This window comes from Polaromonas sp. P4_F6, from assembly GCF_056401275.1.
This window is the reverse complement of the sequence record NZ_JBFUJQ010000004.1, coordinates 330,423-353,316: the sequence shown is the minus strand read 5'-3', so window position 1 is coordinate 353,316 and position 22,894 is coordinate 330,423. Positions and strand designations below refer to the sequence as shown.

At 65.1% G+C, this 22,894-nt stretch carries 19 protein-coding genes and 1 tRNA gene; 3 read left to right on the top strand and 17 right to left on the bottom strand.

Annotated elements, in window-relative coordinates:
• Nucleotides 1–14: 14 nt before the first annotated feature.
• The 10 genes from AC1DUN_RS13380 to AC1DUN_RS13335 all read right to left on the bottom strand — a co-directional run bounded on the left by AC1DUN_RS13380 (nt 15) and on the right by AC1DUN_RS13335 (nt 15,618).
• Entirely contained in the window at nt 15–2,702 is a 2,688-nt protein-coding gene (locus AC1DUN_RS13380; RefSeq protein ID WP_477714356.1) for a DUF2169 family type VI secretion system accessory protein, read from the bottom strand.
• Nucleotides 2,703–2,712: 10 nt separating this feature from the next.
• Entirely contained in the window at nt 2,713–5,646 is a 2,934-nt protein-coding gene (locus tag AC1DUN_RS13375) for a type VI secretion system Vgr family protein (RefSeq protein ID WP_477714355.1), read from the bottom strand.
• A gap of 34 nt (nt 5,647–5,680) precedes the next feature.
• Entirely contained in the window at nt 5,681–8,338 is a 2,658-nt protein-coding gene (tssH, locus tag AC1DUN_RS13370) for a type VI secretion system ATPase TssH (protein WP_477714354.1), read from the bottom strand.
• A 44-nt stretch (nt 8,339–8,382) separates the two neighbouring features.
• Nucleotides 8,383–9,393 (bottom strand): type VI secretion system baseplate subunit TssG, encoded by a 1,011-nt coding sequence (gene tssG / locus AC1DUN_RS13365; protein ID WP_477714353.1) that lies wholly within the window; start codon nt 9,391–9,393, stop codon nt 8,383–8,385.
• A complete protein-coding gene (gene tssF, locus AC1DUN_RS13360; RefSeq protein ID WP_477714352.1) occupies nt 9,357–11,084 on the bottom strand; it encodes a type VI secretion system baseplate subunit TssF in 1,728 nt (575 codons plus the stop codon). The genes tssG and tssF overlap by 37 nt, the downstream gene beginning before the upstream one ends.
• Before the next feature lie 45 nt (nt 11,085–11,129).
• Nucleotides 11,130–11,543 (bottom strand): type VI secretion system baseplate subunit TssE, encoded by a 414-nt coding sequence (gene tssE / locus AC1DUN_RS13355; RefSeq protein ID WP_007873556.1) that lies wholly within the window; start codon nt 11,541–11,543, stop codon nt 11,130–11,132.
• Nucleotides 11,544–11,591: 48 nt separating this feature from the next.
• Entirely contained in the window at nt 11,592–12,077 is a 486-nt protein-coding gene (locus AC1DUN_RS13350) for an Hcp family type VI secretion system effector (protein ID WP_477664112.1), read from the bottom strand.
• A gap of 257 nt (nt 12,078–12,334) precedes the next feature.
• Complete coding sequence (tssC, locus tag AC1DUN_RS13345; RefSeq protein ID WP_007873559.1) at nt 12,335–13,822, bottom strand: type VI secretion system contractile sheath large subunit; 1,488 nt, start codon at nt 13,820–13,822, stop codon at nt 12,335–12,337.
• A gap of 24 nt (nt 13,823–13,846) precedes the next feature.
• On the bottom strand, nt 13,847–14,341 hold the full coding sequence (tssB, locus tag AC1DUN_RS13340) for a type VI secretion system contractile sheath small subunit (RefSeq protein ID WP_007873560.1): 495 nt from the start codon (nt 14,339–14,341) through the stop codon (nt 13,847–13,849).
• Between the two features lie 395 nt (nt 14,342–14,736).
• Entirely contained in the window at nt 14,737–15,618 is an 882-nt protein-coding gene (locus AC1DUN_RS13335) for an XRE family transcriptional regulator (protein ID WP_477714351.1), read from the bottom strand.
• 179 nt (nt 15,619–15,797) lie between these two features.
• Here AC1DUN_RS13335 and AC1DUN_RS13330 point away from each other — a divergent pair, with 179 nt between their 5' ends.
• Entirely contained in the window at nt 15,798–16,112 is a 315-nt protein-coding gene (locus tag AC1DUN_RS13330) for a helix-turn-helix domain-containing protein (protein WP_477714350.1), read from the top strand.
• A gap of 16 nt (nt 16,113–16,128) precedes the next feature.
• Nucleotides 16,129–16,302 (top strand): hypothetical protein, encoded by a 174-nt coding sequence (locus AC1DUN_RS13325; RefSeq protein ID WP_175456127.1) that lies wholly within the window; start codon nt 16,129–16,131, stop codon nt 16,300–16,302.
• A 24-nt stretch (nt 16,303–16,326) separates the two neighbouring features.
• Here the strand turns inward: AC1DUN_RS13325 and AC1DUN_RS13320 are convergent, their stop codons facing one another.
• Nucleotides 16,327–16,545, bottom strand: coding sequence for a hypothetical protein (locus AC1DUN_RS13320; protein WP_074578065.1), 219 nt, complete (start codon nt 16,543–16,545; stop codon nt 16,327–16,329).
• Between the two features lie 207 nt (nt 16,546–16,752).
• Complete coding sequence (locus AC1DUN_RS13315) at nt 16,753–17,091, bottom strand: hypothetical protein (protein WP_477714349.1); 339 nt, start codon at nt 17,089–17,091, stop codon at nt 16,753–16,755.
• 226 nt (nt 17,092–17,317) lie between these two features.
• Between AC1DUN_RS13315 and AC1DUN_RS13310 the strand changes: the two genes are divergently transcribed.
• Nucleotides 17,318–18,583 carry a hypothetical protein gene (locus tag AC1DUN_RS13310; protein ID WP_477714348.1) on the top strand — a complete coding sequence of 422 codons (1,266 nt, stop codon included), beginning with the start codon at nt 17,318–17,320 and terminating at the stop codon, nt 18,581–18,583.
• Nucleotides 18,584–18,665: 82 nt separating this feature from the next.
• Here the strand turns inward: AC1DUN_RS13310 and AC1DUN_RS13305 are convergent.
• From AC1DUN_RS13305 to AC1DUN_RS13285, 5 genes are all read right to left on the bottom strand, one after another.
• Nucleotides 18,666–18,753: transfer RNA gene (locus tag AC1DUN_RS13305), tRNA-Ser, on the bottom strand.
• A gap of 169 nt (nt 18,754–18,922) precedes the next feature.
• Nucleotides 18,923–20,263 carry a serine--tRNA ligase gene (gene serS / locus AC1DUN_RS13300; RefSeq protein WP_477714347.1) on the bottom strand — a complete coding sequence of 447 codons (1,341 nt, stop codon included), beginning with the start codon at nt 20,261–20,263 and terminating at the stop codon, nt 18,923–18,925.
• A gap of 35 nt (nt 20,264–20,298) precedes the next feature.
• Nucleotides 20,299–21,240: a threonine/serine dehydratase gene (locus tag AC1DUN_RS13295; protein WP_477714346.1), complete on the bottom strand. Its 942-nt coding sequence runs from the start codon at nt 21,238–21,240 to the stop codon at nt 20,299–20,301.
• 9 nt (nt 21,241–21,249) lie between these two features.
• On the bottom strand, nt 21,250–22,251 hold the full coding sequence (gene ispH / locus AC1DUN_RS13290) for a 4-hydroxy-3-methylbut-2-enyl diphosphate reductase (RefSeq protein ID WP_477714345.1): 1,002 nt from the start codon (nt 22,249–22,251) through the stop codon (nt 21,250–21,252).
• Nucleotides 22,248–22,736 carry an FKBP-type peptidyl-prolyl cis-trans isomerase gene (locus AC1DUN_RS13285; RefSeq protein ID WP_477714344.1) on the bottom strand — a complete coding sequence of 163 codons (489 nt, stop codon included), beginning with the start codon at nt 22,734–22,736 and terminating at the stop codon, nt 22,248–22,250. Before AC1DUN_RS13285 ends, ispH begins: the two co-directional genes overlap by 4 nt.
• Nucleotides 22,737–22,894 lie beyond the last annotated feature (158 nt).

Below are 22,894 nucleotides of genomic sequence, written 5' to 3'. Positions count from 1 at the left end.
CCTGCTGCGGCCATTCAAACCACCGGCTTTCTGACCTGGAGAAGGGTCTGGTCGATGTTGGAGCCTTCCAGGCTGGCGATGGTCGGCGTGGTGTCATAAAAGTCCACGCCGTAGAGGTTGGCCTTGCGCAGCAGCGCGCGTTCGGTCGTGGCCTTGCGCAGCGAGCCCTTGTGCAGGTTCACGCCGGTGAAGTCGGCGCCGCTCAGGTCGGCCTTGTCAAAGCGCGCGCCTTTGGCCGATGCGCGGCCGAAGTTGGCGCCCGCTGCCTTGATGTCGCTGAAGTCGGCGTTGTCGAGCACGGCGCCGCCGAAGGCCGCGCCGGCCAGCATGGCGCCGCCCCAGGCGGCGCGCTCAAGCTGGGCACCCGGCAATTGCGCCCCGGCAAACTGGCTGCCGCCGTCGGCGCGCGAGGCGCGCAGGCTGGCGCCGGCGAAGTTCGCGCCGCTCGCGTCGGTCCGCTGGAAATCGGCGTTGTCGCCGTTCGCGCCGGCAAAACTCGCCTTGCCCACCTTGGCGCCGGCGAAAGCGGCGCCCGTCAAGGTGGCGCGGGCAAAGTCCGCGCCGGCCAGGTCGCCGTCGGCAAAACTGGTGCGCAGCGCCGTGCAGCCCGCGGCCTTGAGGCCGGCCATCTTGGCGCCGTCAAACACGGCATCGCTCAGTTTGGCGCCCGCCACGCTGGCCGCTGAAAAGTCGGCCCCGCTGAAGTCGGCGTGCGAGAGGTCGCTGCTGTCCAGCTTTGCCTGCTTGAAGACGGCCTGGCCCGCGCTGGCGCCGCCAAACTTCGCGCCCTTCAAGTCGGCCTCGCTGAAATCGCCGCCCTGCAGCAAAGCCTGGCTGAAGTTGGCGGCGGCCAGCTTGCTGCCGGCGAAACCCGTGCCTTCCAGCAAGGCCCCTGAAAAATCGGCGCCGGCAAGGTCCAGCGCCGACAGGTCGAGCCCCGACAGGTCGTGCGAAGCAAAGCCTTTGCCGGCCGCATGGCGTGCAACGACTTCCTCGCGCGTCAACTTCTGTGCCACCGGCGGTTTTGCCGCGGGCAAGGCAGGCAGCGAAACCGCCGGAAGCTTGATGGCCGGTGCCGCGACGGCCGGCGCAGCCATGGCCGCCCCGAGGGCCGCAAAGGCCTGGTCGACATCCGGGCCCGGCTTGCGGAAATCCGCGGCCAGCCCGGCCAGCTCCGGCCGCGCGTCGAACTCCTTCTGGATGTCCTGCTCGGTGATGCCGTGCTTGCGCATGGACGCTCGCGTGTCGGCCTCGATCTGCTTGACCATGTCTTTCAACTCGCCCGCGCTCGGCGCCGGCTCCGGCGGTGGCTGGCGAACCGCGGCGGCCACCTCCGCCTCGCTGATGTTGTGCTGCTTCATGAGCGCGCGGGTGTCGGCCTCGAGCTCCTGCGACATCTTTTCCAGTTCGGCCAATGTAGGCGCGGGCCCCTCAACCGGCGGCTTCAGGTACGGCGCGATGTCGGCATCCGTGATGCCGTGCTGGCGCATCAGTTCGCGCGTCTGGGTCTCCAGCGCGGCCGCCTGGGCCTGCACCGCGGCGAGCTCCGGCGGCATGGCCACGGCCACTGCCGGCACCGTCAGCGCGGCGGCCGCGGCTGGCACGGCGGCGGCCGCCGCGGCAGGGACTGCCGCGGCGGGGGCCGGTGGGATCTCGGCGGCGGCAACCGCCGGTTGCGGCAGCTTGGCCTGGAACACGCGGTAGTAATGATCCAGCGGCAGCGGCGCACTGCGCATGTCCTCCCACTCGGCCAGCAGGTGCAGCACATCGTCGGCGTCCTCGTCGGCCACCGTCGCCAGCGCGCGGAACAGCACGATGCCGCAGCCCTGCCCTGGAAACAGCCAGACGGTTTCCGCGCGCGCCGTCAGCTCCACAAACTCTTCACCGCCGGCCACGCGCCGGTTGATGAAACAACGCGCGCGAAGCTGGGGCAAGGCCGAGCTGAGCACGGCGCGTTGCGGGTGCATGTTGTGGACCGCGATTTTTTCATCGCCGCGGAAAAAGCCTGCCAGGCGCTGGTCGGGCGGTGCCACGTTGAAAAATGCGGGCTGGGTATCGTCGGGCAAATGCGGCCAGCTTGTTTTGAGCCAGGCGTCGTTGAAAGTACCGAGGTGCCGCTTGCGCAGCGGCGAGTCAGGCGGCAGCGACCAAAAGCCGGCGGCGGGCGCTTCGTCACCGGGCCGCAGCACCAGCTTGGCCATGTGCTCCACGTTGGGCAGGGGCAGGCCTTCGCTGCCATCGGCGTTTTTCAGCTTGGCCAGGCCCTTGCCGGCGGGGTTGTCAGCAGAGTCCGGTCCGCCAAAAGCCGTTTGCGGGCTGATCGCCATGCGCGTGAACGGCTTGGGCGCGCTGGCGATGCCCAGCGCGTTGAAATGCCGGTCGCCGCTAACGCGCAGCGTTTTGGACAGGCTGCCGACCTGCACACTGACAGCCACCTCGGGTGCGGCCACACCCGAAGGCGCGTGCGCGGCGCCGAACACCAGGAACTCGCCGGCCGGCTTGGGCAGGCCTTCGTCCATGACGGCGTCGCTGCCTATCGCCTCGGCCGCCACTTGCCACATCTGGGCCTCGGGCAGCAGCGCCGCGCCCGGCGTTTCGTCGAGCGCGAAGAAGGCCATCATGCCCACCGAGAGCTGGTTCTGGCGCGCAAAGCGAATGCCGCGATGCAGCAGGCCCAGCGAGTCTGGTTTGAATACTTTCATGGCTGTGCGCTCAACCCAGCTGAATCAGGTTGCCATCCAGCATGACATTGACGCTGTAAAACCGGATGCCTGCGTCACCGGGCCCGTTAATGGCGACCCTTAGCGGCGTGACCTCAATGGAAGAGGCGGCACATTCCAGTTTGACCTCCGCGGGTTTGACTTCCACCTTGCCGGCGCCGCCGGTCAAGGTCGCGCCGGCGGCGATATCCAGCTTGAGCTCCGAAATGCCGGAAGTGGCGGTCAAGCCGGCGGCGGCAAGCTTCACGCTACCGCCCAGAGGCTGCGTCAGGTTGATCTCGCCTGCCGGGTTTAAGGTTGCGAGTGTCGCCGCCTGGGTCTCAAGTTGCAACGAGCTCGGCAACAACAAACTACTGTTCGCCAATTTGACACGTGTCTGCGTGAGCTCAATGGTGGAACCCAAGGTGTCCGCGGGCGGCGCTACAAACGGAACGGGCGGCACGCCGGGCAATGCCGGCGGGGGCAAAGGCATGGGCAAGCCGGCATGCAGGGTGACGTTACCCGGCGCAAGCTTGATTCGGCCCTGGCTGACCGGCGGCAGGTTCGTCGAGTAAATCTCCGCGCCCGAAGCATCGAGCTTGATATTGCTCGCGAAGGCCAGGGACGGTTTGGTCAATTCACCGAGGGTGCTCGCCAGTCCCGCGAGCACGCGGTTGATGGCAAGGGCCGTCCCGGGCCCGGACACAATGCCCAGCGCGCGCGCGGACCAATTGCCCCAGCTGTTGTCCTTGAATTTCGCTTTTCCCTTGTCGTCCAGGTCAGCGCCCTGATTGATCAGCGCACCGGCGGCAACACCCGCCGCGACGTTCAGTCCGGTCGCCAGCAGCACGGCCTTCTTGACGGTCGCCTTGGCGGCATCGACGGCGGCGGCAAGCGGGGCGGCCTGGCCACCGGAAATCATGACCTCCTTGTTGCCGCTCAGCTTGCCCGAGTCCTTCATGGAAATGGCCTCCGAATCGTCCAGCGTGATGCTGCGCCCGAGCTTCCACGCCATATCGTTGCCGTAACTCAGCGTCGCACTGACACCCAACGCCACCTTGTTGGCGACGGAGGCGGTCACCGAATTGTCGATCGAAAGGCCAAGGGTGTTGTTGTAGCCGACCTTGATCGCATTGGTGGTGCCAAACGTGATGCTCTCGGAACTGCCGCCCGTGGAGGCCCAGATGCCGGGGTAGGTCGCCTTGGGTGCTTCCGGTGCAGCTGGGCCGGTTGCGCCCGTTGCCCCGGTTGCTCCCGTCGCCCCCGTTGCGCCGGTTGCGCCGGTTGCGCCGGTATCGCCTTTGTCGCCCTTGTCGCCTTTGCTGCCGTCCTTTCCATCCTTACCGTCTTTGCCGTCTTTGCCCACGGTGCTGTGGCGCCCCTCGGGATTGCCGATCACCAGCGCACTGTTCTGGTAGGGCGAGGTGATGTAGACCACCTCTTTGCCCTGGGTGTCATCCATCAGGATCTGGTTGCCGCCGGCGGTGGTGACCAGGCTCTGCGCCGGGTTCTTGTTGTTCACCATGCTCGGGTTTTCCGAGTTGGGCACCGCGTTGACGATCACCGGCTGGTCGGGGTCGCCGTCCACAAAGGAGAGCAGCACTTCCGCGCCCTTGTGCAGGGGGAAATGGATGCCGTGGCCGTGGCCCGCGTACGGGGTGGCCATGCGTATGCGCGCCGATCCCTTGTTCGGGCCCTTGCCGGTGCGGCTGAAGGGCAGCTGCACCTTGTACTGGCCGAGTTCGTCCATCTCGGCATACTGGCCGCTGCCCTCGGCGTCAACGATCGCGCTGATCGTGCCGGCCACATGCGGCCGGATCATGGAGCGCTTGGGGCGGAACTGCACGTCGGCCGGGATGGCGCGGAACTTCGAGCTGTAGCGGGTTTCGCCCGCCGCGTCCTCGTAAGCCGTCTTGATGCCGGCCAGCAGCACACCGGCCTGCGAGCCCTGGTGCTCGATCTCGGTGACCAGGTATTTGCCGTTGAAGTCGCTGCGATAGTGCCCGGCCATGCGGATGAAATAACCGCTGCGTATGCCGGTGGCGGTGGCGCTGCCGGTGAAGATTTTTCCCTCGCAGAGGATTTCCTGGGCCCGCAGCTTGGCGTAACGCAGGCCTTCATCCTGCGTGAGGAAGTTTTCGCCGTACAGCATCACATCGCCCATGCCGGCGTCCGACACCGGCGCGGACTGCTTGAGCGGGACCGCGGCGTTCAGGTAGTTAAAGCCCTGCAGCACCACCTGTTTGGGCAGGGGTTTTTGCCGGCAGGCGAAATCCTGCACCGAGTCCTTGGCTTCGCCGCTGGCGAGGTTCTCGACCGGCCGGTAGGTCACCGCGCGCACGTCCGCGGGCTGCTTGATCGAGGCGTCGACCAGCAGCAGTTTTTCCTTGTCGCCGCTGTGGTCGAAGCAGTAGTAGATGCCTTCCTTTTCCATCCAGCGCGTGATGAAGTCCAGGTTGGTTTCCTGGTACTGGCAAACGAAGTCGCGCTCGCGGTACTCCCCGGCCAGGCCCTTCTGGTAGTCGGCGGAAGACAGCCCGCTGTCCTTGAGCACCGTCTCGAGAATGTCCGGAATGCGCTGGCCGTCCAGGTGGACGTCGGAGGTGCGGAACTGGCCCAGGCGATGCAGGCGCGGCGCCAGCACGGCGCGGTAGAACACCAGATCGCCCACCTGGTGCAGCTGGTCGAATTCGGCGATGACGCCGTGGTAGGGCGTGGCCATGTCCTGGTCGCGCGAAAAAATCGTGAAGGTCGCCGGGTTCGACAGCATCTTGTCGAACTCGATGCCGGCGTCGTTGGACAGCAGCGTGAGCTCGAACGAAAAGTTCTGCGAGATCGCCTCGAAGCCCTTCATGTTGACGACCGCGAAGGTGTCGTCGGCAAATCCGCCGGACTTGAAGGCGAAGCGTTTGTTCGCCGCTGTCAGGTTTTTATCAAGCGAAGTCATAAATTCCCTCTTTTTTCTTTCTGCCTTGCGTCAGTCAGGCCGCGGCGGCAAGGGGCGCGTCGGAAAACACGACCGTGAAGCCGGCGTCGGCGTCCAGGCCCAGCGCCACCTCGCCGGCCTGCACGCCCGTGCTCATGCGCGCCAGGATTTCCTGGGACATCAGGGGCATGATGGTGCTGCGCAGGATGAAGTCGACGTTGCGCGCGCCGGTCTCGACCTCGGTGCAGCGCGCGGCGATTTGCGCGACGACCGCGTCGCCGTAGGTAAAGCGCATCTTGTTGTTGTGCGCCAGGCGCTTGACGATCTTGTCCAGCTTGAGCCGCACGATGCCGGCGAGTGCGTCCTGCGCCAGCGTGAAGTAAGGAATCACCGTCATGCGCGCCAGCAGCGCCGGCTTGAAGTGCGCCGACAGGATGGGCCGGATCGCCGACAGCAGCGTGGCGGCGTCGGGCTTGTCCTCGCCGGCCGTCATTTCGGTGATGACGTCGGTGGCCAGGTTGGAGGTCAGGAAGATCACCGTGTTGGAAAAATCGATGTCCTTGCCTTCGCCGTCGGAGAGCATGCCCTTGTCGAAGACCTGGTAGAACAGGTTGAGCACGTCGAGGTGGGCTTTTTCGACCTCGTCGAGCAGCACCACCGAATACGGGCGCTGGCGCACCGCCTCGGTCAGCACGCCGCCTTCGCCGTAGCCCACATAGCCGGGGGGCGAGCCTATCAGGCGGCTGACGTTGTGTTTCTCCTGGAATTCGCTCATGTTGACGATGACGGTGGATTTTTCGTCGCCGAACAGGATGTCGGCCACCGACAGCGCGGTCTCGGTCTTGCCGACGCCCGAGGGGCCGGCCAGCAGGAACACGCCCAGCGGCTGCTGCGGGTCGCGCAGGCCGGACTTGGCGGTCTTGAGCACTTCGGCGATCTGGTGCATGGCGTGGTCCTGGCCGCGTATGCGGCCGCACAGCACGGACTCCATGCGCATGACGCTTTCGGCCTGGTCGCGCAGCATCTTGCCGACCGGGATGCCGGTCCAGTCCGACACCACCTTGGCGACCACGTCCGGGTCCACGTCGACGCGCACCAGCGGGTTGGCGCCCTGGGCGGCCTCAAAGGCCTTGCCGGCCTCGGCGACTTTTTGCGACAGCGCCTCGAGTTCGGCCGGCGCCGCGTTGGCGGCCTTGGCCGCCAGGCTGGCGGCGCGCGCGGCCAGCAGCGCGTCGGCCGCGCTTTTTTGTTTGTCCCATTCGGCTTTCAGCACCTCGGCCTCGGCGGCCAGCGTGGCCACCAGGCCGGCGATGGCGTCCAGGCGCTCGCTGTCGACCGGCTGGTGGTTGTCGCGGTCGCGCTCCAGGCCGCGCTGCTCGCGCGCCAGGGCCTGCATCTGGCGTTCCTTGTCCTCGAGCACGTCGGGCTTGGCGCTTTGCAGCACCTTGACGCGCGCGCAGGCGGTGTCCAACAGGTCCACGGCCTTGTCGGGCAGCTGCCGGCCGGTGATGTAGCGGCTGGAGAGCTCGGCCGCCGCGACGATGGCGTCGTCGCGCATCACGACGCGGTGCACGTCCTCGTATTTTTCCTTCAGGCCGCGCAGGATGATGACGGCCGTGGCAAGGTCCGGCTCGTCGAGCTTGACCGGCTGGAAGCGGCGGGCCAGCGCCGGGTCTTTTTCGAAATACTTTTTGTACTCGGCCCAGGTGGTGGCGGCAATGGTGCGCAGCTCGCCGCGCGCCAGCGCCGGCTTGAGCAGGTTGGCCGCGTCGGAGGTGCCGGCCTGGCCGCCCGCGCCTATCAGGGTGTGGGCTTCGTCGATGAACAGGATGATGGGTTTGGCCGAGCCCTTGACCTCGGTGATCACGCCCTTGAGGCGGTTTTCGAACTCGCCCTTGACGCTGGCGCCGGCCTGCAGCAGGCCCATGTCCAGGCCCAGGATGGTCACGTCCTTGAGCGAATCGGGCACGTCGCCGTCGACGATGCGCAGCGCCAGGCCTTCGACCACCGCGGTCTTGCCGACGCCGGGGTCGCCGACGCAGATCGGGTTGTTCTTGCGGCGCCGTGCCAGGATGTCCACCATCTGGCGGATTTCCTTGTCGCGCCCGAACACCGGGTCTATCTTGCCGTTGCGCGCCTTGTCGGTGAAGTTTTCGCAAAAGCGCGCGATGGCGCTGCCTTCGCCGCCGGCCGCCGCCTGGCCGCCGGGCGTGCCGCCTTCCGCGGCGCCCGGGGTTTCCTCAATCGAGGCGCCGCAGGTCGCGCCGAAGCCGCTCAGCAGGCTTTCGCGGTTGAGCGCGCGCAGGGGCTCGGCGTAGTCGCCGGTGGCGTAGTAGCTGGCGCGCGCCAGGAAGGCTAGCAGCACGGCGCCGGAGCGTATGCGGGCCTCGCCGAGGTTGACCGAGGCGATCAGCCAGGCGTCCTGCATGAGCTCGAGCAGCAGCGGCGAAAACGCCGGCTTGCCGGCGTTGCCGGTGCGCATGTCCTCCAGGGCGCGGTCTATGCCGCGCTTGACCAGCGCCGCGTCCACGCCGTTCTGGCGCAGCAGCAGCGCGACGTCGGCCTGCACGTTGTCAAACAGCTTGACCAGCAGGTGTTCGACGGTGATCTCATAGTGGCTGCGCGAGACGCACAGGCCCACGCCGTCTTCCAGCGCCTGCTTGGTGAAGGCATTGAGGCGTCCGACCAGGGGTTTGAGTTCGACCAGCAGCATGATGTTTCTCTTTCTTGCGGTGTATGAAGAAGGGATGCCGAAAATTAAAGGGTGAACTGCACGCGGGTGGGCTGGCGCACGCGCTCGGGTGTGAGCCAGGTGTCCAGCCCCAGGCGCGTCCAGTTGGTGGCGGCCGATTCCGGCGCAGCGTCGGCCGCGTCGAGCGTGCGCGCGGCGCGGGCGTCCTCGTGCCGCAGCTCGAGCACGATGCGCACCTCCAGCGGGTCTATCAGGTAAAAGCGCACCAGGAACTCCAGCCGCTCGTGGCCGGGCGTGCCGGGCAGCAGCTGGTGGAAGGAGTCCTCGGGCAGGTCGCTCAGCGTGATGGTGATGCTGCCGCTGTAGTCGTCGATCTGGCTGCCCATGTAAGTCGTCTCGCCGAGCTCATGGGCCTGCTGGCCCAGGCGCAGGCGCTGGTCGGCCGGGATGGGCACGTGCTGCAGCGTGCAGCATTCGACCCAGACCCTGGCCGGCCTGAAGGCGTCGGCCAGCAGGGTGTGCAGGCCCGAGGCCGAGCGCGGGTGCATGTTGAAGAGGCCGGCGTAGCGCAGCAGCCCGTCGGCGGCGGGCAGGCCCGCGCGCAGGTCGCCGTCGCGCAAGCCTATGAAGGCATAGAGCTGGTCCAGCACGCCGGCGTCGCCGTCTTCCACCACGCGGTCCTGCAGCCGGTGCTTGCGCCAGGCGTCGAACAGCAGCGGGTACATCGCATGGTGGATGACGTCCAGGAAGTCGCGCGTGGCATGGCGGCCTTCGCGTTCTTCCTCGAACAGGTCTTCGGTGTAATACGTGGGCAGCGGCGAGGCCACGCCGTAAAGGCCGAAGAAGTTGGCCGTGATGCGGTAGCCGCCGCCAGCCCGAGGCTCTATGCGCTCGATGTCGTTTTCGGGAAAGCCCAGGCTCAGCCGCGGCCGTATGCGCAGGCTGTCGGTCGGCATGCCGCGCGCCTTGCCGAACAGGCGCAGCAGGCGTATGGCCTGGAAATAGGAGAACCTCTCGCCGTGGGCGAGGAGTTGCTCCTCTACAGCAGCGGCTGCTGACCCAATCTTGGCGGCCATTTGAAGACTGCTCCTGTGAAAGCGTCTTCAAGCTCGACGCGGGTGTAGGAATTGATGCCGGCGTAGTCCCCGATGAAACGGTCCAGGACGCAGCCGAACAAATACATGTCGCCGATGCCGGCGAAGAAATCGAGCCGGCACTTGATGCGGATCTGCTGGCCGCGCAGCAGGCTGCCGCGCCCGACCAGCCGCGTCTCGGGCGTGGCGGTGACTTCCTGGATGCCGTCGATGCGCCGGCGGTTGGCGGTTTCCGGGCCCTGCTCCTGGCGTTCGGAAAACACATAGAGGTTCAGCAGCTCGCGCAGGTTCTCGGCGCTGGCGACGGACAGGAAGTTCAGCGAGACGTGCGAAATCAGGCGCCAGAGCAAGGCCTCGCCCGAGGGCGGGTTCAGCGGCGCGGTCATGGGCCGGATGTTGCGAAAGCTCATGCGGTCGGGCGAGCTGCTGGTGGGCCGGCTCAGGTCGCCGAGCTTGAGGCTTTCCGGCAGCTGGCGGTTGGTGCAGGTGATGCGCACTGACAGGGTCTCGGGCAGGGGCAGGTCGCCGGGCGGGTAGGCCACCGACAGGAAGACCTCGCTGCCCCGCCCCACCGTGGCCTGGCGCAGCGTGGTGCGGTAGCTCAGGGTGTTGCTGCCGTCGTGGCGCAGCATGCCGAAGGGCACGTAGCTGCGCTCGCGCGAAGCTCCCTGCTGGTAGCCGACGACCTGGTCCACCGAATAGATCTGGTAGTGCTGGCGGTTGGCGGCCTCGGGCATGAGGCGGTATTCGCTGGCGCGGTGCTCGTGGTTGACCGGGTCGGCCGCGTGCTCGAACAGGTTGACCACGGGCACGATGTTGAGCATGAAGCTGTCGCCGCGTATCTCCGGCATCCAGTCGGGGATCTGGTCCAGCAGCACGGAGACCTCGAACAAGGGGCCGCTGCCGCCGGCCAGCGCCTTGTCCAGGCCGGCGATGTCCACGAAAAGGAATTTTTCGGGCAGGACAAAAAATTCCTGCAGGCTGCGGTAGCCCTGGAAGGCATGGCTGGGGTAAGGCAGCAGCTCGCTGTCGAAGCCGGCCTGGCGCAGGGCCTTGGGGCCGAGCTCGGCCACCGTGCCGTCGCCGCGCGTCAGGCTCACCGCCTTGACGTGCTTGGCCAGCAGCAGCAGCAGCTTGGAGGCCTCGGTGTAGCCRCCGCCCAGGAAAAGGCGCAGCGAGGGTGTGGTCCATTGCGCGACGTCCAGCCCGCCCTGCAGCGCGAACTTCAGGACCAGCCGCGGCGCCTGGCCGGGGCCGCTGGCCAGGCGCGCGCTTTCGAGCACGACCGGATGGACCTGCAGCTCGGTGCAGGTGCGAAAGCGGCAGGGCGTGCCGTCCACCGGCACGGAATCGATCTTGGTGCCGGCGGCGACGCGCACGCTTTCGGCCAGCATGCCCTTGGGCTCGAAGCTGACCAGGGTGCTGGCGGGAATCGGGCGCAGGTAGTGGGGGAACAGCAGGTTGGCCAGCTCCTGCACGAACTCGGGGAATTCGTCGTCCAGCTTCTGGCGCGTCAGGCCCGTGAGGAAAGCCACGCCTTCGAGCAGGCGCTCCACGTCGGGGTCGGCCGAGGAACCGGCCAGCATGGGCGCCAGCGCCGGGTTGGCCTGTGAGAACTCGACGGCCAGTCCCTTGAGCTTGTTCAATTCATCTTCATAGTACCGATTGAACATGGGGTTCTTTCACTCGCTCGGGGGACTGTTAAAGGGCCGTTGAAATCAGTTGATGTTGACCTTGCCGTTTGCGCCAACCGTGGTGGAGAGCTGAAGCGGAATCTCGCGGTCATCCACTTCAAGCCGGCCTTCCAGCGCGAACCGGATGGACAGCACGTCGGTCGACTCCCGGCTCATCACCACGCGGGGCGACTTGATGCGGGGTTCGTACTTCAGCACCATGCGGCGGATCTCTTCTTCAATATCGCCGGTGGAACCCGCGGTGAGCCCGCCGGCGATATTGGTGAAGTCGGGCACGCCGAAGAGGGGATCGAGCTGCACGCTGCCTTGCCGGGTATTGAGCAGGCGAAGAAGGTGGTTGGTGACCGACCGGACAAGAATATCGACCTGCGTCTGGTTGGTGCGTTGTCCACCGTCTTCCCAGGCCGCTATTCTTTCCAGCAGTCGCCGCTCCTTCACCGTTGTGGTCTCTCTACTCAGCCAGGCCGGCGTGCCGCTTGCCCGTCATTACTTCGGAGCGAGCCAGGAATCCTCTGCCTCGATGCCATCCGGCTCGAAGGTCCAGGTGATCTTCTCGTAGGTGAAGGAGATGTCTTCCATGTGGCCCATCTGCTTGTTGTCGGGGTTCAGGCAGTTGGGCGTCCAGGACCGGGCGTTGGTCAGGATGGCCGAGGACAGCTTGACCGTGTAGTACTTTTCTTCCGTGCCCTTGGGGGAGATGCGGTAGAACTCCAGGCTCACGCTCTTGAGCTGCTCGCCCGAGGTCAGGGCCTGGAACAGTTTGGGCGAGGCCTTGTCGATTTCCTTGGTGACCGTCATGGGGCAGTGCACGCGCTTGCCGGTGGGCAGGCCGGTCTGCGGGCTCTTGGGGATCTCGATGACGTGGTCCACGGCTTGCACGAGGATCTTGCCTTCGTGGCCCTTGACCTTGACGGAGCCTTCGATCTTCCCTTGTTTTTCGCCTTCGAGGATGAGGTAGCATGGCATTGGCATGATGATTTCCTTTAAGTTGGTACTGTCGTAAAACTGTTTCAGATTCGCTCAAGGCCCCCGCAACAATCAGCGGGGCTTGAACCTCTTTACCACCCCGCCCCTTGGCTGCCCGGGTGATCTGCACATCTCTTAAACATCTGCTCTGTGCATGACCTGTATTCTGGAAGGCCCCTGTTTCGGGTCCATGTCAGAAGCCAGGCGGCAAAGTTACAACCGAAATACAGGCGTTTCCCCCGCGGGAAACCGCCCGCCCGGTGTCACTTTTTCTCGAGCTTCCCAACGAGAGACAGGCTGAAGGACGCGCCCATGTACTTGAAGTGCGGACGGACCTTGAGGTCGACGCGGTACCAGCCTGGATCGCCTTCGACGTCAGCCACGGTGATCTCCGCCTGGCGCAGGGGCCTGCGGCTGCGCACGCCTTCGCCCGGGTTGTCCATGTCGGCCACGTACTGGCGTATCCACATGTTCAACTCGCTTTCGAGGTCGGCACGTTCTTTCCAGGTGCCGATGTTCTCGCGCTGGATCACCTTGATGTAGTGGGCCAGGCGGCTCACCACGAACATGTAAGGCAGCTGGGTGCTGAGCTTGTAGTTGAGCTCGGCTTCCTTGCCTTCCTTGCTGTTGCCGAAGAACTTGGGCTTTTGCGCCGAGTTGGCCGAGAAGAAGGCCGCGTTGTCGCTGTTCTTGCGCATGGTGAGCGCGATGAAGCCCTGCTCGGCAAGCTCGAACTCGCGGCGTTCGGAGATCAGCACCTCGGCGGGGATCTTGTTCTGCAGCTCGCCCATGGACTCGTAGGTGTAGACCGGCAGGTCTTCCACCGCGCCTCCGCCCTGCGGGCCGATGACGTTGGCGCACCAGCGGTAGTCGGCGAAGCTGCCGGTCAGGCGCGAGGCGAAGGCGAAGGCCGCGTTGCCCCAGAGGAAGCTGTTGTTGCCGCCGGAGACGTCTTCCTTGTAGTTGAACTTCTTGGTCGGCACCGTGTCGGCGCTGTAGGGCACGCGCAGCAGGAAGTGCGGCAGCGTCAGGCCCACGTAGCGCGCGTCCTCGGTCTCGCGGAAGGCGTTCCACTTGACGAACTGCGGGCCTTCGAAGACCGAGGCCAGGTCCTTGAGGTTGGGCAGCTGCTCATAGGACTCGACGCCGAAGAACTCGGGCGCGGTGGCGGCGATGAAGGGCGCGTGGCCCATGGCCGCGACGCTGGCCATGTACTGCAGCAGCTTGATGTCCTGGCCGCCGGGGCCGAACTCGTAGTTGCCGATCATGGCGCCGAAGGGCTGGCCGCCGAACTGGCCGTATTCGGCCGTGTAGAGGTTTTTGTAGAGGCCGGACTTGGTGATGTCGGCCGCGTCCTGGAAGTCGTCGAGCAGCTTGCTCTTGCTCACGCTGAGCATCTGGATCTTGACGTTCTCGCGGAAGTTGGTGCGGTCGACCAGGAATTTCAGCGAGCGCCAGGCCGATTCCAGCTTCTGGTAGTCGGGATGGTGCAGGATGGAGTCGACCTGCGCGCAGAGCTTTTTGTCCAGGTCGGCGATCATGTCGTCGACCGTGGCCTGCGTCACGCGCTCGACGGAGCGCTGGGGCTCGAGCAGCTGCGAGACAAAGGCCTGGATGCCGTGGCGGGTGATGGAATAGGCGTCGTCGCCCTGCTTGATGCGCGCGGAGTTGACCAGCTGGTCGAGCAGCGAGCCGCCCGCGTCTTCGGCCGCGCCTGGCGCCGCTTCTGTTTGCTTGTTGGTTTCAGCCATGATGGTTCCTTCGGTGCGGTTCTTTTACTGGTCTTTGACGCCGAGTTCGGACATCAGCCGCGCGCGCACGCCTTCGTCCTGCACCAGCTCCTGGACCTTTTTGCGGAAGTCCGGAATGTTGCCCAGCGGCCCCTTGAGCGCCTTCAGGGCGTCGCGCAACTCGATCATCTGCTTGAGCTCGGGCACCTTGTCGACGATGGCGTCGGGCGAGAAGTCGTTGATCGAGCTGAAGTCGATGTTCATGGCCAGCACCGCGTCCTTGTCGGCCTTGGGATCGAGCTTGTTGGGCACCGACATGCTCAGCGACAGCTTTTGCGCCTTCAGGACTTCATTGAAGTTGTCCTTGTCGATGTTGATCGGCTTCATTTCCTCCAGCGGCGTCTCGTCTTCACGCAAGGTGTAGTCGCCCATGACCAGCAGCTTGAGCGGCAGCTCAACCTCGGCCTTGGCGTCCCCCGTGGCGGGACGATAAACAATATTGACACGCTCTTTTGGTGCTACTGACCCATCGGTTGCCATGGTGGTTTCCTTCGATTCGGTGAGAGTTGAGGGGAGGCCACACGTTTCACACGTGTAACAAGTCGAAAACGATAGTACTCGATATCCTTTGATTTAAACAGCCATGTTTCAGCCGTAATACGGGGGAAAAGCAGGGGAGCGGAGCCGCGAAAGCGTGCGGCAAAATCAGCCAGGCCAAGCCCTATACCTGTAGCACGTTTGTGCGACAAAAATCATCGGCACCACGGCATAGCGATGCGAGGCGCCACAGTGTCCCGCCTTGCCCGCCGGCGGGGCATAGGAACAACCCTAGGCCGTGACGCGGCAAGGCCGCGAGGGAAATATTTGCCGGCGCGCGGCGCGGCAAAGCCGCAACACCGCGCGATGCGGCACGTGGCGAAACGGCGGCGCGGCCCTCAGTTGAAGGTGACGCCGGCCCAGCGCACCCGGCCCAGCACCGCGAAGTCGCGGTCGGCCGACTCATGGCCCTGGATGTCGAAAGGCTCGTAGGCCGGGTTGTGGCTGCTGACCCGCAGGATTTTTCCGGGCAGGCGCTGCAGCCGCTTCATCAGCAGCGCGCCGTCCAGGCGTATCAGGTGCACGCCCTCGGTCAGCGCATCGCGGTCGCGCAAGTCCGCCAGCACCGCATCCCTGGCATGCAGCCACGGCTCCATGGACGCGCCCACCACGCCGAACATCGCCAGGTCGTCGTGCGCGATGCCCAGGTCGTAGCGTATGAACTGCGCATCGAAAGGCCGCATGGCCAGCACCGAGTCGGCGTCGGTGAAGGCGGCCCCCTCCGCCTGCTCGCGCAGGTCGAACAGCGGGACGTAGATCAGCTCATCGACCTTCACCGCGCGCACGCCATGGGGCACAGCCGCGGACCGGCCCGCATCCTGCGCCTGGCCGCCCAGCAGCTGCGTCGGCGTGGTGTTGTATTCGCGGGCCAGCACTTCCAGCTCGAAGGCATCGGGCAGGCTGTCGCCGCGCTCGACGTTCCAGATGGTGTTGCGGTGAACGCCGACCGCGGCCGCCACGTCGTTGATCTCGCGGGCGCCGCGCGCGGCCCTGCAGCGCTGGCCGAACTGCTGCATAAAAACGTTGCGCGCCTCCGTCCTGACGGTTTTGACCTCCTCCTTGCTGGCAGCCGCCGCGGCGTGGTAGCGGTACCAGGCCACCGGCTCATCGGCCTTGACGGGCGACACCGAGGCCAGGGGATAGGGCTGGTCGGCGTTCTGGGCGCCAGGCGCTTTTTCCGTAGGCGCCTGATCGAAAGGCGCCGCGTCTTTTGTGCTCATGAACACTATTTTGTGTCAATGAACACAGACATGCAAACCTCAGCCCCTCCATTTACCCGATATGCATAAAAATATAAGCAATACTCATAACTATGGGCCAGCCCGCGCTTGACTTCAGGACTCGCAAGCTCAAAATAGTGGACATGAGCATAAATAAAACAACAATCTCACAGGAAGATATGCACCCCGCCGACGTCATTGCTGCCTTGCGCAAGCGCGGTACCAGCCTTCGCAAGATCGCCCACGACAACGGCTACAGCCACATCCAGCGCGTGCTCACCAGCCCCTGGCTGGCAGCCGAGCAACTGGTGGCCAAAGCCCTGGACACCACGCCCCAGGCCTTGTGGCCCTCCCGCTACCGCGACCCCGCGGCAAGGATCCTGGCTTTCCGGCAAACCCGCAAGATCGCGGTAACCATGCCCGGCGCCCGCGACAGGGCAGCGGCGCCTGGCGCGCCGGCCGGCGCCCGGCCCGGCCGCAACCGCAAGCCCTGACATCAAAGGAAACTCCATGCTGCTTTCCAGCAAGGACATCAAGCTGCGCATCTACCTGCGCACCCGTGAAGACGAGCTGGTTCTGGTTGAGCTGGAGCGGGAAGACCTCGAAAAAGCCGCCATCGGCAAGACCCAGTTCGCCGAAGAGCAGCTTCATCCCATCCGGCTGCTGCATTTCGAGCTGGCCTGAGGGTGCGCGGCCACCCCCGGGGCCTCAGAGTGCGCCGGGATGCGAGTCGTACTCGCCGTGGTCTATGTACTTGATCTGCATGCCGGCCCGGGCCAGCTCGGCGATGCGCGAAGCGACACGCCGGTAGAACTCGCCCGCATCCGCCAAGGGTCCTATGGTTTGATTGAAGGTCATGTCCTGACCGGCTTCCTTGAGGATGTATTCCCCCGATGGCTGAAGCTTGACCTTGAGCAGTGCGAGCATCTTTGTTGTCCTCCTTGAATGGCCATGGCGTCCGCCCCCACTGCGGCGGGGAGGCACCAGATTGCTCAGTGCCCACTTTAGACCTCAAGGCGGGCCAGGCTCTGTAGGAAAACACCTTCTTTGGTCTAACCGGCACGATCACCACGGGAAAAGCTGGTACTTAGGACTTATCCAGCGCCATAAGCCGACAGTCGCGGCCCTGGGTTCTTATCGCAAATCCCCATGCCCGGTCGCTCCCCGGTCCAGCGGATCCACCACCAGCTCATAGATTTCGTTGATGCGCCAGACCGGGCTTTCATAGGCGGCCTGGCCCCGCACCTTGACCAGAAAGGAGCTGCCGCGCTCCCGGGCTTCCAGTGTCAGCTCGCACGAAAAATCGATGCGCCCGGCATCCGTCGAGATCGCGCTGACCAGTTCATGGCCCGCCAGCGAGAGCCGGTGCTCACAGCCCCGCGGCAACAATTGCTCCACCTCATAGGTCCGCATCACGATGGCCGCGATGCGGCCTATCAGCTCAGCCACGACGGAATCGGGATTGGAAACCATCAGGGGATGCATTTTGGGCATTCTCCTACAAGGCCCCGGAAAATGAGAAGCTATATTCATCTGGCGGCTTGTCATGAGCCGCTCCCTCCCTCGCTGGCCTTGCCAGCTTCCACGCCCGGTTTGTCCCGGGCTTTTTTTTGCCATGGCGACTTGTGAGCGCGCGTGCCAGCCGACACGAACCCGATGCCAGTGGCAAATGGCCGCAACGTCCTGTAACAATATGGCAATGACAAAAAAAATATTCCCCGCCTTGACCTGGCTGGTTGCCGCAGCCATTTTGTTTCCCTTGTTTATCCAGCTCTCCCGCGGCATTTACCGCGACCTGGACCCGATCTACGACTCGGGCGGGATCCTGGGGTCGCTGCCCCTGCCGATCTCCATCGCGGCCTGCGTGGCCTGCATCCTCGCGCATGCGCGCAGCCTTGGCCCGGCAAGGCCGGCGATGGCCTTCATCGCCGCCTTTGTGGGCGCCATGGCCGCGTCCTTCGCCTTCGCGGAAGGCACGCCGGACGGCCACGCGACAAAGCTGCTGTACGCCGCGCAAACCTTGTTGCCCACCATGGGTTTCATGTTCGGGCTGTTTCTGGCCGCCGAACGCAAAACGATTGCCAGCGCTTTTTGCTGGGTACTGCTGGTGCTGTTGCCCTTGCAGCTGCTGGCCGGGTGGCTCCAGGGCGGCTTGATGCTGACGAATTATTTGTATGTTTTCAGCATTTACCAGCACATCCAGTTCGTGCCCATCGTTCTGGCCGTGGCATTCGGCTTTGTCATGGTGCACCAATGGGAGCGCCAAAAAAACCTGATGCGCGTCCTGGCGGCCGTCACGGGAATTTATGTACTCGCCAGCGGCGCTTTTCTGGCCATTGGCTTTTACGCGGGATTCCTGTTGCTGTTTTTCGGCGCGGCGGTACTGAAGCGCTCGCACAGCCGTGCGACAGGCCTTCTGGCCATTGCCGCCGGCATCGCGGCGGCAGTGTTTCTGGGCAGCCTGTACTACGGCAACGTCAAGGGCGATACGGACAGGTTCGGCGACGCCCATGCCTATGTGCAAAAGTTCCGGGACGTGGCCGAGGGAAAGTTGCCCGGCAACATGGCCCAGCGCCTCTACGACTGGAAGCTCTACGGCGGCTGGATCACCGAAAGCCCACGCAGCTTGCTGTTCGGCCACACCAAGCCACCTTCGCGCGACGTCATCACCAGCGCGCACAACTGGTACCTGGATATCGTCTACAACCTTGGCCTGGTCGGGCTGCTGCCCGTGGCGGCACTCGTAGGCATGACCGCGTGCAAGCTCTGGCAGCAGCGAAAATCCCTGCCCGCTGAAATCTGGTGGCTGGCGGGCATGACCGCCTTCATGGTGCTGGTCGACAGCAGTTTCAAAGTGACGCTCAGGCAACCCTATCCCGGAATATTCGCCTATTTCCTGTGGGGCTTGCTGTTCGCGCATTCGCAGGGCGCTGATGATGCCCGGCGCAAGGCCCAAGCCAGCTGAACCGCCGGAAACGAAAAAGCCCCGATCAACGGGGCTTTTAAGGCATTTCTCAGACCAACCTGGATTGTTCCGGATGCGAATTTGGCGGAGAGGGTGGGATTCGAACCCACGGTACCTTGCGGTACGCCTGATTTCGAGTCAGGTACATTCGGCCACTCTGCCACCTCTCCTAGAGTGAACCCGTGATTCTAGCAGGCCTGGAACGTGGCCCCCACGGTCGCTCACTTCGTGTAGCCTGCGGCCTCTCCCTGCCCCTTTCATCACCAGAGGGGGCCGCTGCGCCTGCGGCCTGGCAAAGCCAGTTCCGCGGCCCCGGCTGGGCTGGAACTCCTCGGTTAACTACTTCCCGGCTGGGGTCAGCACCTTGATGCCGCCCATATAGGGCTGCAATGCAGCCGGCACGGCGACCGAGCCGTCGGCGAGCTGGTAGTTCTCCAGCACGGCCACCAGGGTGCGGCCCACGGCCAGGCCCGAGCCGTTGAGGGTGTGGACGAACTCGTTCTTGCCTTGCGCGTTCTTGAAGCGGGCCTGCAGGCGGCGCGCCTGGAAGGCTTCGCAGTTGGAGACCGAGCTGATCTCGCGGTAGGTGTTCTGCGCGGGCAGCCAGACTTCCAGGTCGTAGGTCTTGCTGGCGCCGAAGCCCATGTCGCCGGTGCACAGCAGCATGACGCGGTAAGGCAGGCCCAGCTTTTGCAGGATGGCTTCGGCATGGCCGGTCATGGCCTCCAGCGCCTCGTAGCTTTTGTCGGGATGGGTGACCTGCACCATCTCGACCTTGTCGAACTGGTGCTGGCGGATCATGCCGCGCGTGTCGCGGCCGTAGCTGCCGGCCTCCGAACGGAAGCATGGCGTGTGCGCGGTGAACTGCAGCGGCAGGTCCGACTCGGCGACGATTTCATCGCGCACAAAATTGGTCAGCGAGACCTCCGAGGTCGGGATCAGGTACAGCGAAACGCTTTCGGCTTCGGCCGCGCCCTCCTGGCCGCCCTTCTTGACGGCGAACAGGTCTTCTTCAAACTTGGGCAGCTGGCCGGTGCCGCGCAGCGAATCGCCGTTGACGATATAGGGTGTGTAGCACTCGGTGTAGCCGTGCTCCTGGGTCTGCACGTCGAGCATGAACTGCGCGAGCGCGCGGTGCAGGCGCGCCAGTGGGCCCTTCATGACGGTAAAACGCGCGCCCGTGAGCTTGCTGCCGAGTTCAAAGTCCAGGCCCAGGGGCTGGCCCACGTCGACATGGTCCTTGACCTCAAAGGCGAACGCGGCCGGCTCGCCGCCCGGGCCTTCGATGGGGCTCCATTTGCGCAGCTCGACATTGCCGGCTTCGCCCGCGCCCTGGGGCACGCTCTCGTGCGGCAGGTTGGGCACGGCCAGCAGCAGGGACTGCATGTCGGCCTGGATCTGCTCCAGCCGGGTGGCGGAGGATTCAAGTTCAGCCTTGGAAGCGCTTACTTGCGCCATGACGGCGCTGGCGTCTTCGCCCTTGGATTTGAGCTGGCCGATCTGCTTGGACAGGGTATTGCGCTGGTTCTGCAGCTCTTCGGTGCGGATCTGCAAGGCCTTGCGTTCGGCCTCCAGGGCCTGGAAGGCCTCCACATTGAGGAAGGTTTGCGGGGTCTTGCGGGTTTCCAGGCGGCGAATGGCCGACGGCAGGTCTTTGCGGAGCAGGTTGATGTCTAGCATGGGGCCATTGTATTTTGTGCGGGGGCCCGCTCGGCTCAGTTGAGGCTGGCCGGGTCCAGGTTGGCGCCGCAGATGATGAGGCAGACTTTTTCGTCGGCGCGCGGGCGGTAGCGGCCGCTTTGCAGCGCGGCCAGCGGCAGGGCCGCGGCGGGTTCGACGGCGAGCTTGAGCTCTTTCCAGAGCCAGAGCTGCGCCGCGCGTATGGATTCGTCCGTCAGCAGCAGCGCGTCGCGCACATGGGCCTGGGTGACTTCCCAGGCCAGGCTGCCGATTCGCCGGGCGCCCAGCGAGTCGGCGGCGATGCCGCCGACGGCGACGTCCACCGGTTCGCCGGCCTCGCGGGCCTTGAAGAGCGTGGGTGCCAGCTCGGGCTCCAGCGCGACCACGCGGCTGCGTTGTTCGAACCAGCTGGCGACGCCGCCAATCAGGCCGCCGCCGCCCACGCTGACCAGCACCGAGTCGGGCACACCGCCCTGCTGCTCGATTTCGGCGGCCATGGTGCCGGCACCGGCCAGCACTTCGGGCTGGTCGTAGGCATGGGTGAGCAGCGCGCCGCTTTCCTGCTGGCGCGCCAGGCAGGCCTTGAGCGCGTCGGCGTAAGCCGCGCCCGTCACCACCACCTCGGCGCCCAGCGCGGCCAGCTTGGCGCGCTTGGCGGGGGGTGAGACTTCGGGCACAAACACCTCGCAGCGCACACCCAGCTCACGGGCCGCGGCCGCGGTGGCGATGCCGGCATTGCCGCCCGAGGCGACGATCACGCCGCTGGCGGGGATGGGGTTGGACAGCAGGCGATTGAGCATGCCGCGCGCCTTGAAGCTGCCGCCGGTCTGCAGGTGCTCCAGCTTGAGCCAGACCTCGCCGCAGTCCACGCCCAGCGCCTTGCCGGGCAATTGCCACAGCGGGGTCTGGCGGATGAAGTGGCCGTAGCCGGCCTTGAACGCGCGCAGGCAGCGCTCGATGTGATCGCGATCAGTCATGGGAAAAACTCAGCTGAGTTGGTGGAGCTGGCTGTCGTTGACTTCCAGCATGTGGCCTTGTGCGTCTAGCTTCAGGCCCTTGGGCAGCGGGAACTTGATGGTTTCCTCGATGCCGTCCATCTTGCGCACCGACACTGCGCCCAGCGCCTTGATACGGTCTATCACCTGCTTGACGAGGATTTCGGGGGCCGAGGCGCCGGCCGTCAGGCCCACCCGGCCCTTGCCCTCGAACCAGGATTCCTTGAGTTCGCTGGCATCATCGACCATATAGGCTTCGGTGCCCAGCTTGGCGGCCAGTTCGCGCAGGCGGTTGCTGTTGGAGCTGGTCGGGCTGCCGACCACGATGAGGATGTCGACCTGCGGGCTCAGCACCTTGACGGCGTCCTGCCGGTTCTGCGTGGCGTAGCAGATGTCCTGTTGCTTGGGCTCGCGCACCTGCGGAAAGCGCTGCTTCACGGCGGCGCTGATCTCGGCCGCGTCGTCCACGCTCAGCGTGGTCTGCGTGACCACGGCCAGGCGCTCGGTCTGGGCCGGGGTGATGCGCCAGACGTCGGCCGCGTCCTCCACCAGGTGGATGCCGCTCTCAAGCTGGCCCATGGTGCCTTCGACCTCGGGATGGCCCTTGTGGCCGATCATGATGAACTCGTAGCCTTCCTTGTGCAGCTTGGCGACTTCCACATGCACCTTGGTCACCAGCGGGCAGGTGGCGTCAAAAATCTGGAAGCCGCGGCGCTCGGCCTCCTTCTGGATGGCCTGGCTCACGCCGTGGGCGCTGAACACCAGCGTGGCGCCCGGCGGCACGTCGTCCAGCTCTTCGATGAAGATCGCGCCTTTTTCCTTGAGGTCGTTGACGACGTAGGTGTTGTGCACGATCTCGTGGCGCACATAAATCGGCGCGCCGAATTTGGTCAGCGCGCGCTCGACAATTTCAATCGCGCGGTCGACGCCGGCGCAAAAACCGCGCGGCTCGGCCAGCAGGATTTCTTGCGGGAGTTTTTTCGATTCAGTCATAGGACACCAATCACTTGCACTTCAAACACCACGGGCTGGCCGGCCAGCGGGTGGTTGAAGTCGAATTGCACCGCATCGCCGCCCTCTTTGACCTGCTGCACCGCGCCGGCGTACTGGCCCATGCCGTCGGGCGTGGGGAACTGCACCACGTCGCCGACCTTGTACTGCTCGTCCGGGTCCCCCAGTTCATTGAGCAGCTTGCGCGCCACCCATTGGACGAGTTCCGGGTTGCGCTCGCCGAAGGCCTCGCCGGCCGGCAGCTCGAAGGTGGTGCGCGTGCCTTCTGGCAGGCCCAGCAGGCGCTGCTCGATGGCCGGCGAGAGCTCACCCGTGCCCAGGCTCAGCGTGGCGGGTTTGCCTTCAAAGGTGTTGATGATGTCGGCGCCCGGCTTGCCGTCCACCGAAGGCCCGGCCATGCGGTAGTGCAGGGTCAGGAAAGAGCCCTGCTGGATCAAGGGGGCGGCGGAGAGTTCCACGGTGGACATAAGGCTGAGGCTTTCGGGGGCCGGCCGGAACGGCGGGCCAATGTTTGTAAACTGCCTCTATTGTAGAAAGGACGGCCTGACCGGGCCAAACCCGGTTTTTTGGCCTTTTTTGCGCGGTGCCCCCCTGGCCGCTCCCTGCCAGCCCCATAACAAGAGAT

What these genes read in the sequence shown, in the direction of transcription:
- AC1DUN_RS13380 (WP_477714356.1), bottom strand. Translation starts at nt 2,702, where the DNA reads ATGAAAGTATTCAAACCAGACTCGCTGGGCCTGCTGCATCGCGGCATT.
- AC1DUN_RS13375 (WP_477714355.1), bottom strand. Translation starts at nt 5,646, where the DNA reads ATGACTTCGCTTGATAAAAACCTGACAGCGGCGAACAAACGCTTCGCC.
- tssH (WP_477714354.1), bottom strand. Translation starts at nt 8,338, where the DNA reads ATGCTGCTGGTCGAACTCAAACCCCTGGTCGGACGCCTCAATGCCTTC.
- tssG (WP_477714353.1), bottom strand. Translation starts at nt 9,393, where the DNA reads ATGGCCGCCAAGATTGGGTCAGCAGCCGCTGCTGTAGAGGAGCAACTC.
- AC1DUN_RS13350 (WP_477664112.1), bottom strand. Translation starts at nt 12,077, where the DNA reads ATGCCAATGCCATGCTACCTCATCCTCGAAGGCGAAAAACAAGGGAAG.
- tssC (WP_007873559.1), bottom strand. Translation starts at nt 13,822, where the DNA reads ATGGCTGAAACCAACAAGCAAACAGAAGCGGCGCCAGGCGCGGCCGAA.
- tssB (WP_007873560.1), bottom strand. Translation starts at nt 14,341, where the DNA reads ATGGCAACCGATGGGTCAGTAGCACCAAAAGAGCGTGTCAATATTGTT.
- AC1DUN_RS13335 (WP_477714351.1), bottom strand. Translation starts at nt 15,618, where the DNA reads ATGAGCACAAAAGACGCGGCGCCTTTCGATCAGGCGCCTACGGAAAAA.
- AC1DUN_RS13330 (WP_477714350.1), top strand. Translation starts at nt 15,798, where the DNA reads ATGCACCCCGCCGACGTCATTGCTGCCTTGCGCAAGCGCGGTACCAGC.
- AC1DUN_RS13325 (WP_175456127.1), top strand. Translation starts at nt 16,129, where the DNA reads ATGCTGCTTTCCAGCAAGGACATCAAGCTGCGCATCTACCTGCGCACC.
- AC1DUN_RS13320 (WP_074578065.1), bottom strand. Translation starts at nt 16,545, where the DNA reads ATGCTCGCACTGCTCAAGGTCAAGCTTCAGCCATCGGGGGAATACATC.
- AC1DUN_RS13315 (WP_477714349.1), bottom strand. Translation starts at nt 17,091, where the DNA reads ATGGTTTCCAATCCCGATTCCGTCGTGGCTGAGCTGATAGGCCGCATC.
- AC1DUN_RS13310 (WP_477714348.1), top strand. Translation starts at nt 17,318, where the DNA reads ATGACAAAAAAAATATTCCCCGCCTTGACCTGGCTGGTTGCCGCAGCC.
- serS (WP_477714347.1), bottom strand. Translation starts at nt 20,263, where the DNA reads ATGCTAGACATCAACCTGCTCCGCAAAGACCTGCCGTCGGCCATTCGC.
- AC1DUN_RS13295 (WP_477714346.1), bottom strand. Translation starts at nt 21,240, where the DNA reads ATGACTGATCGCGATCACATCGAGCGCTGCCTGCGCGCGTTCAAGGCC.
- ispH (WP_477714345.1), bottom strand. Translation starts at nt 22,251, where the DNA reads ATGACTGAATCGAAAAAACTCCCGCAAGAAATCCTGCTGGCCGAGCCG.
- AC1DUN_RS13285 (WP_477714344.1), bottom strand. Translation starts at nt 22,736, where the DNA reads ATGTCCACCGTGGAACTCTCCGCCGCCCCCTTGATCCAGCAGGGCTCT.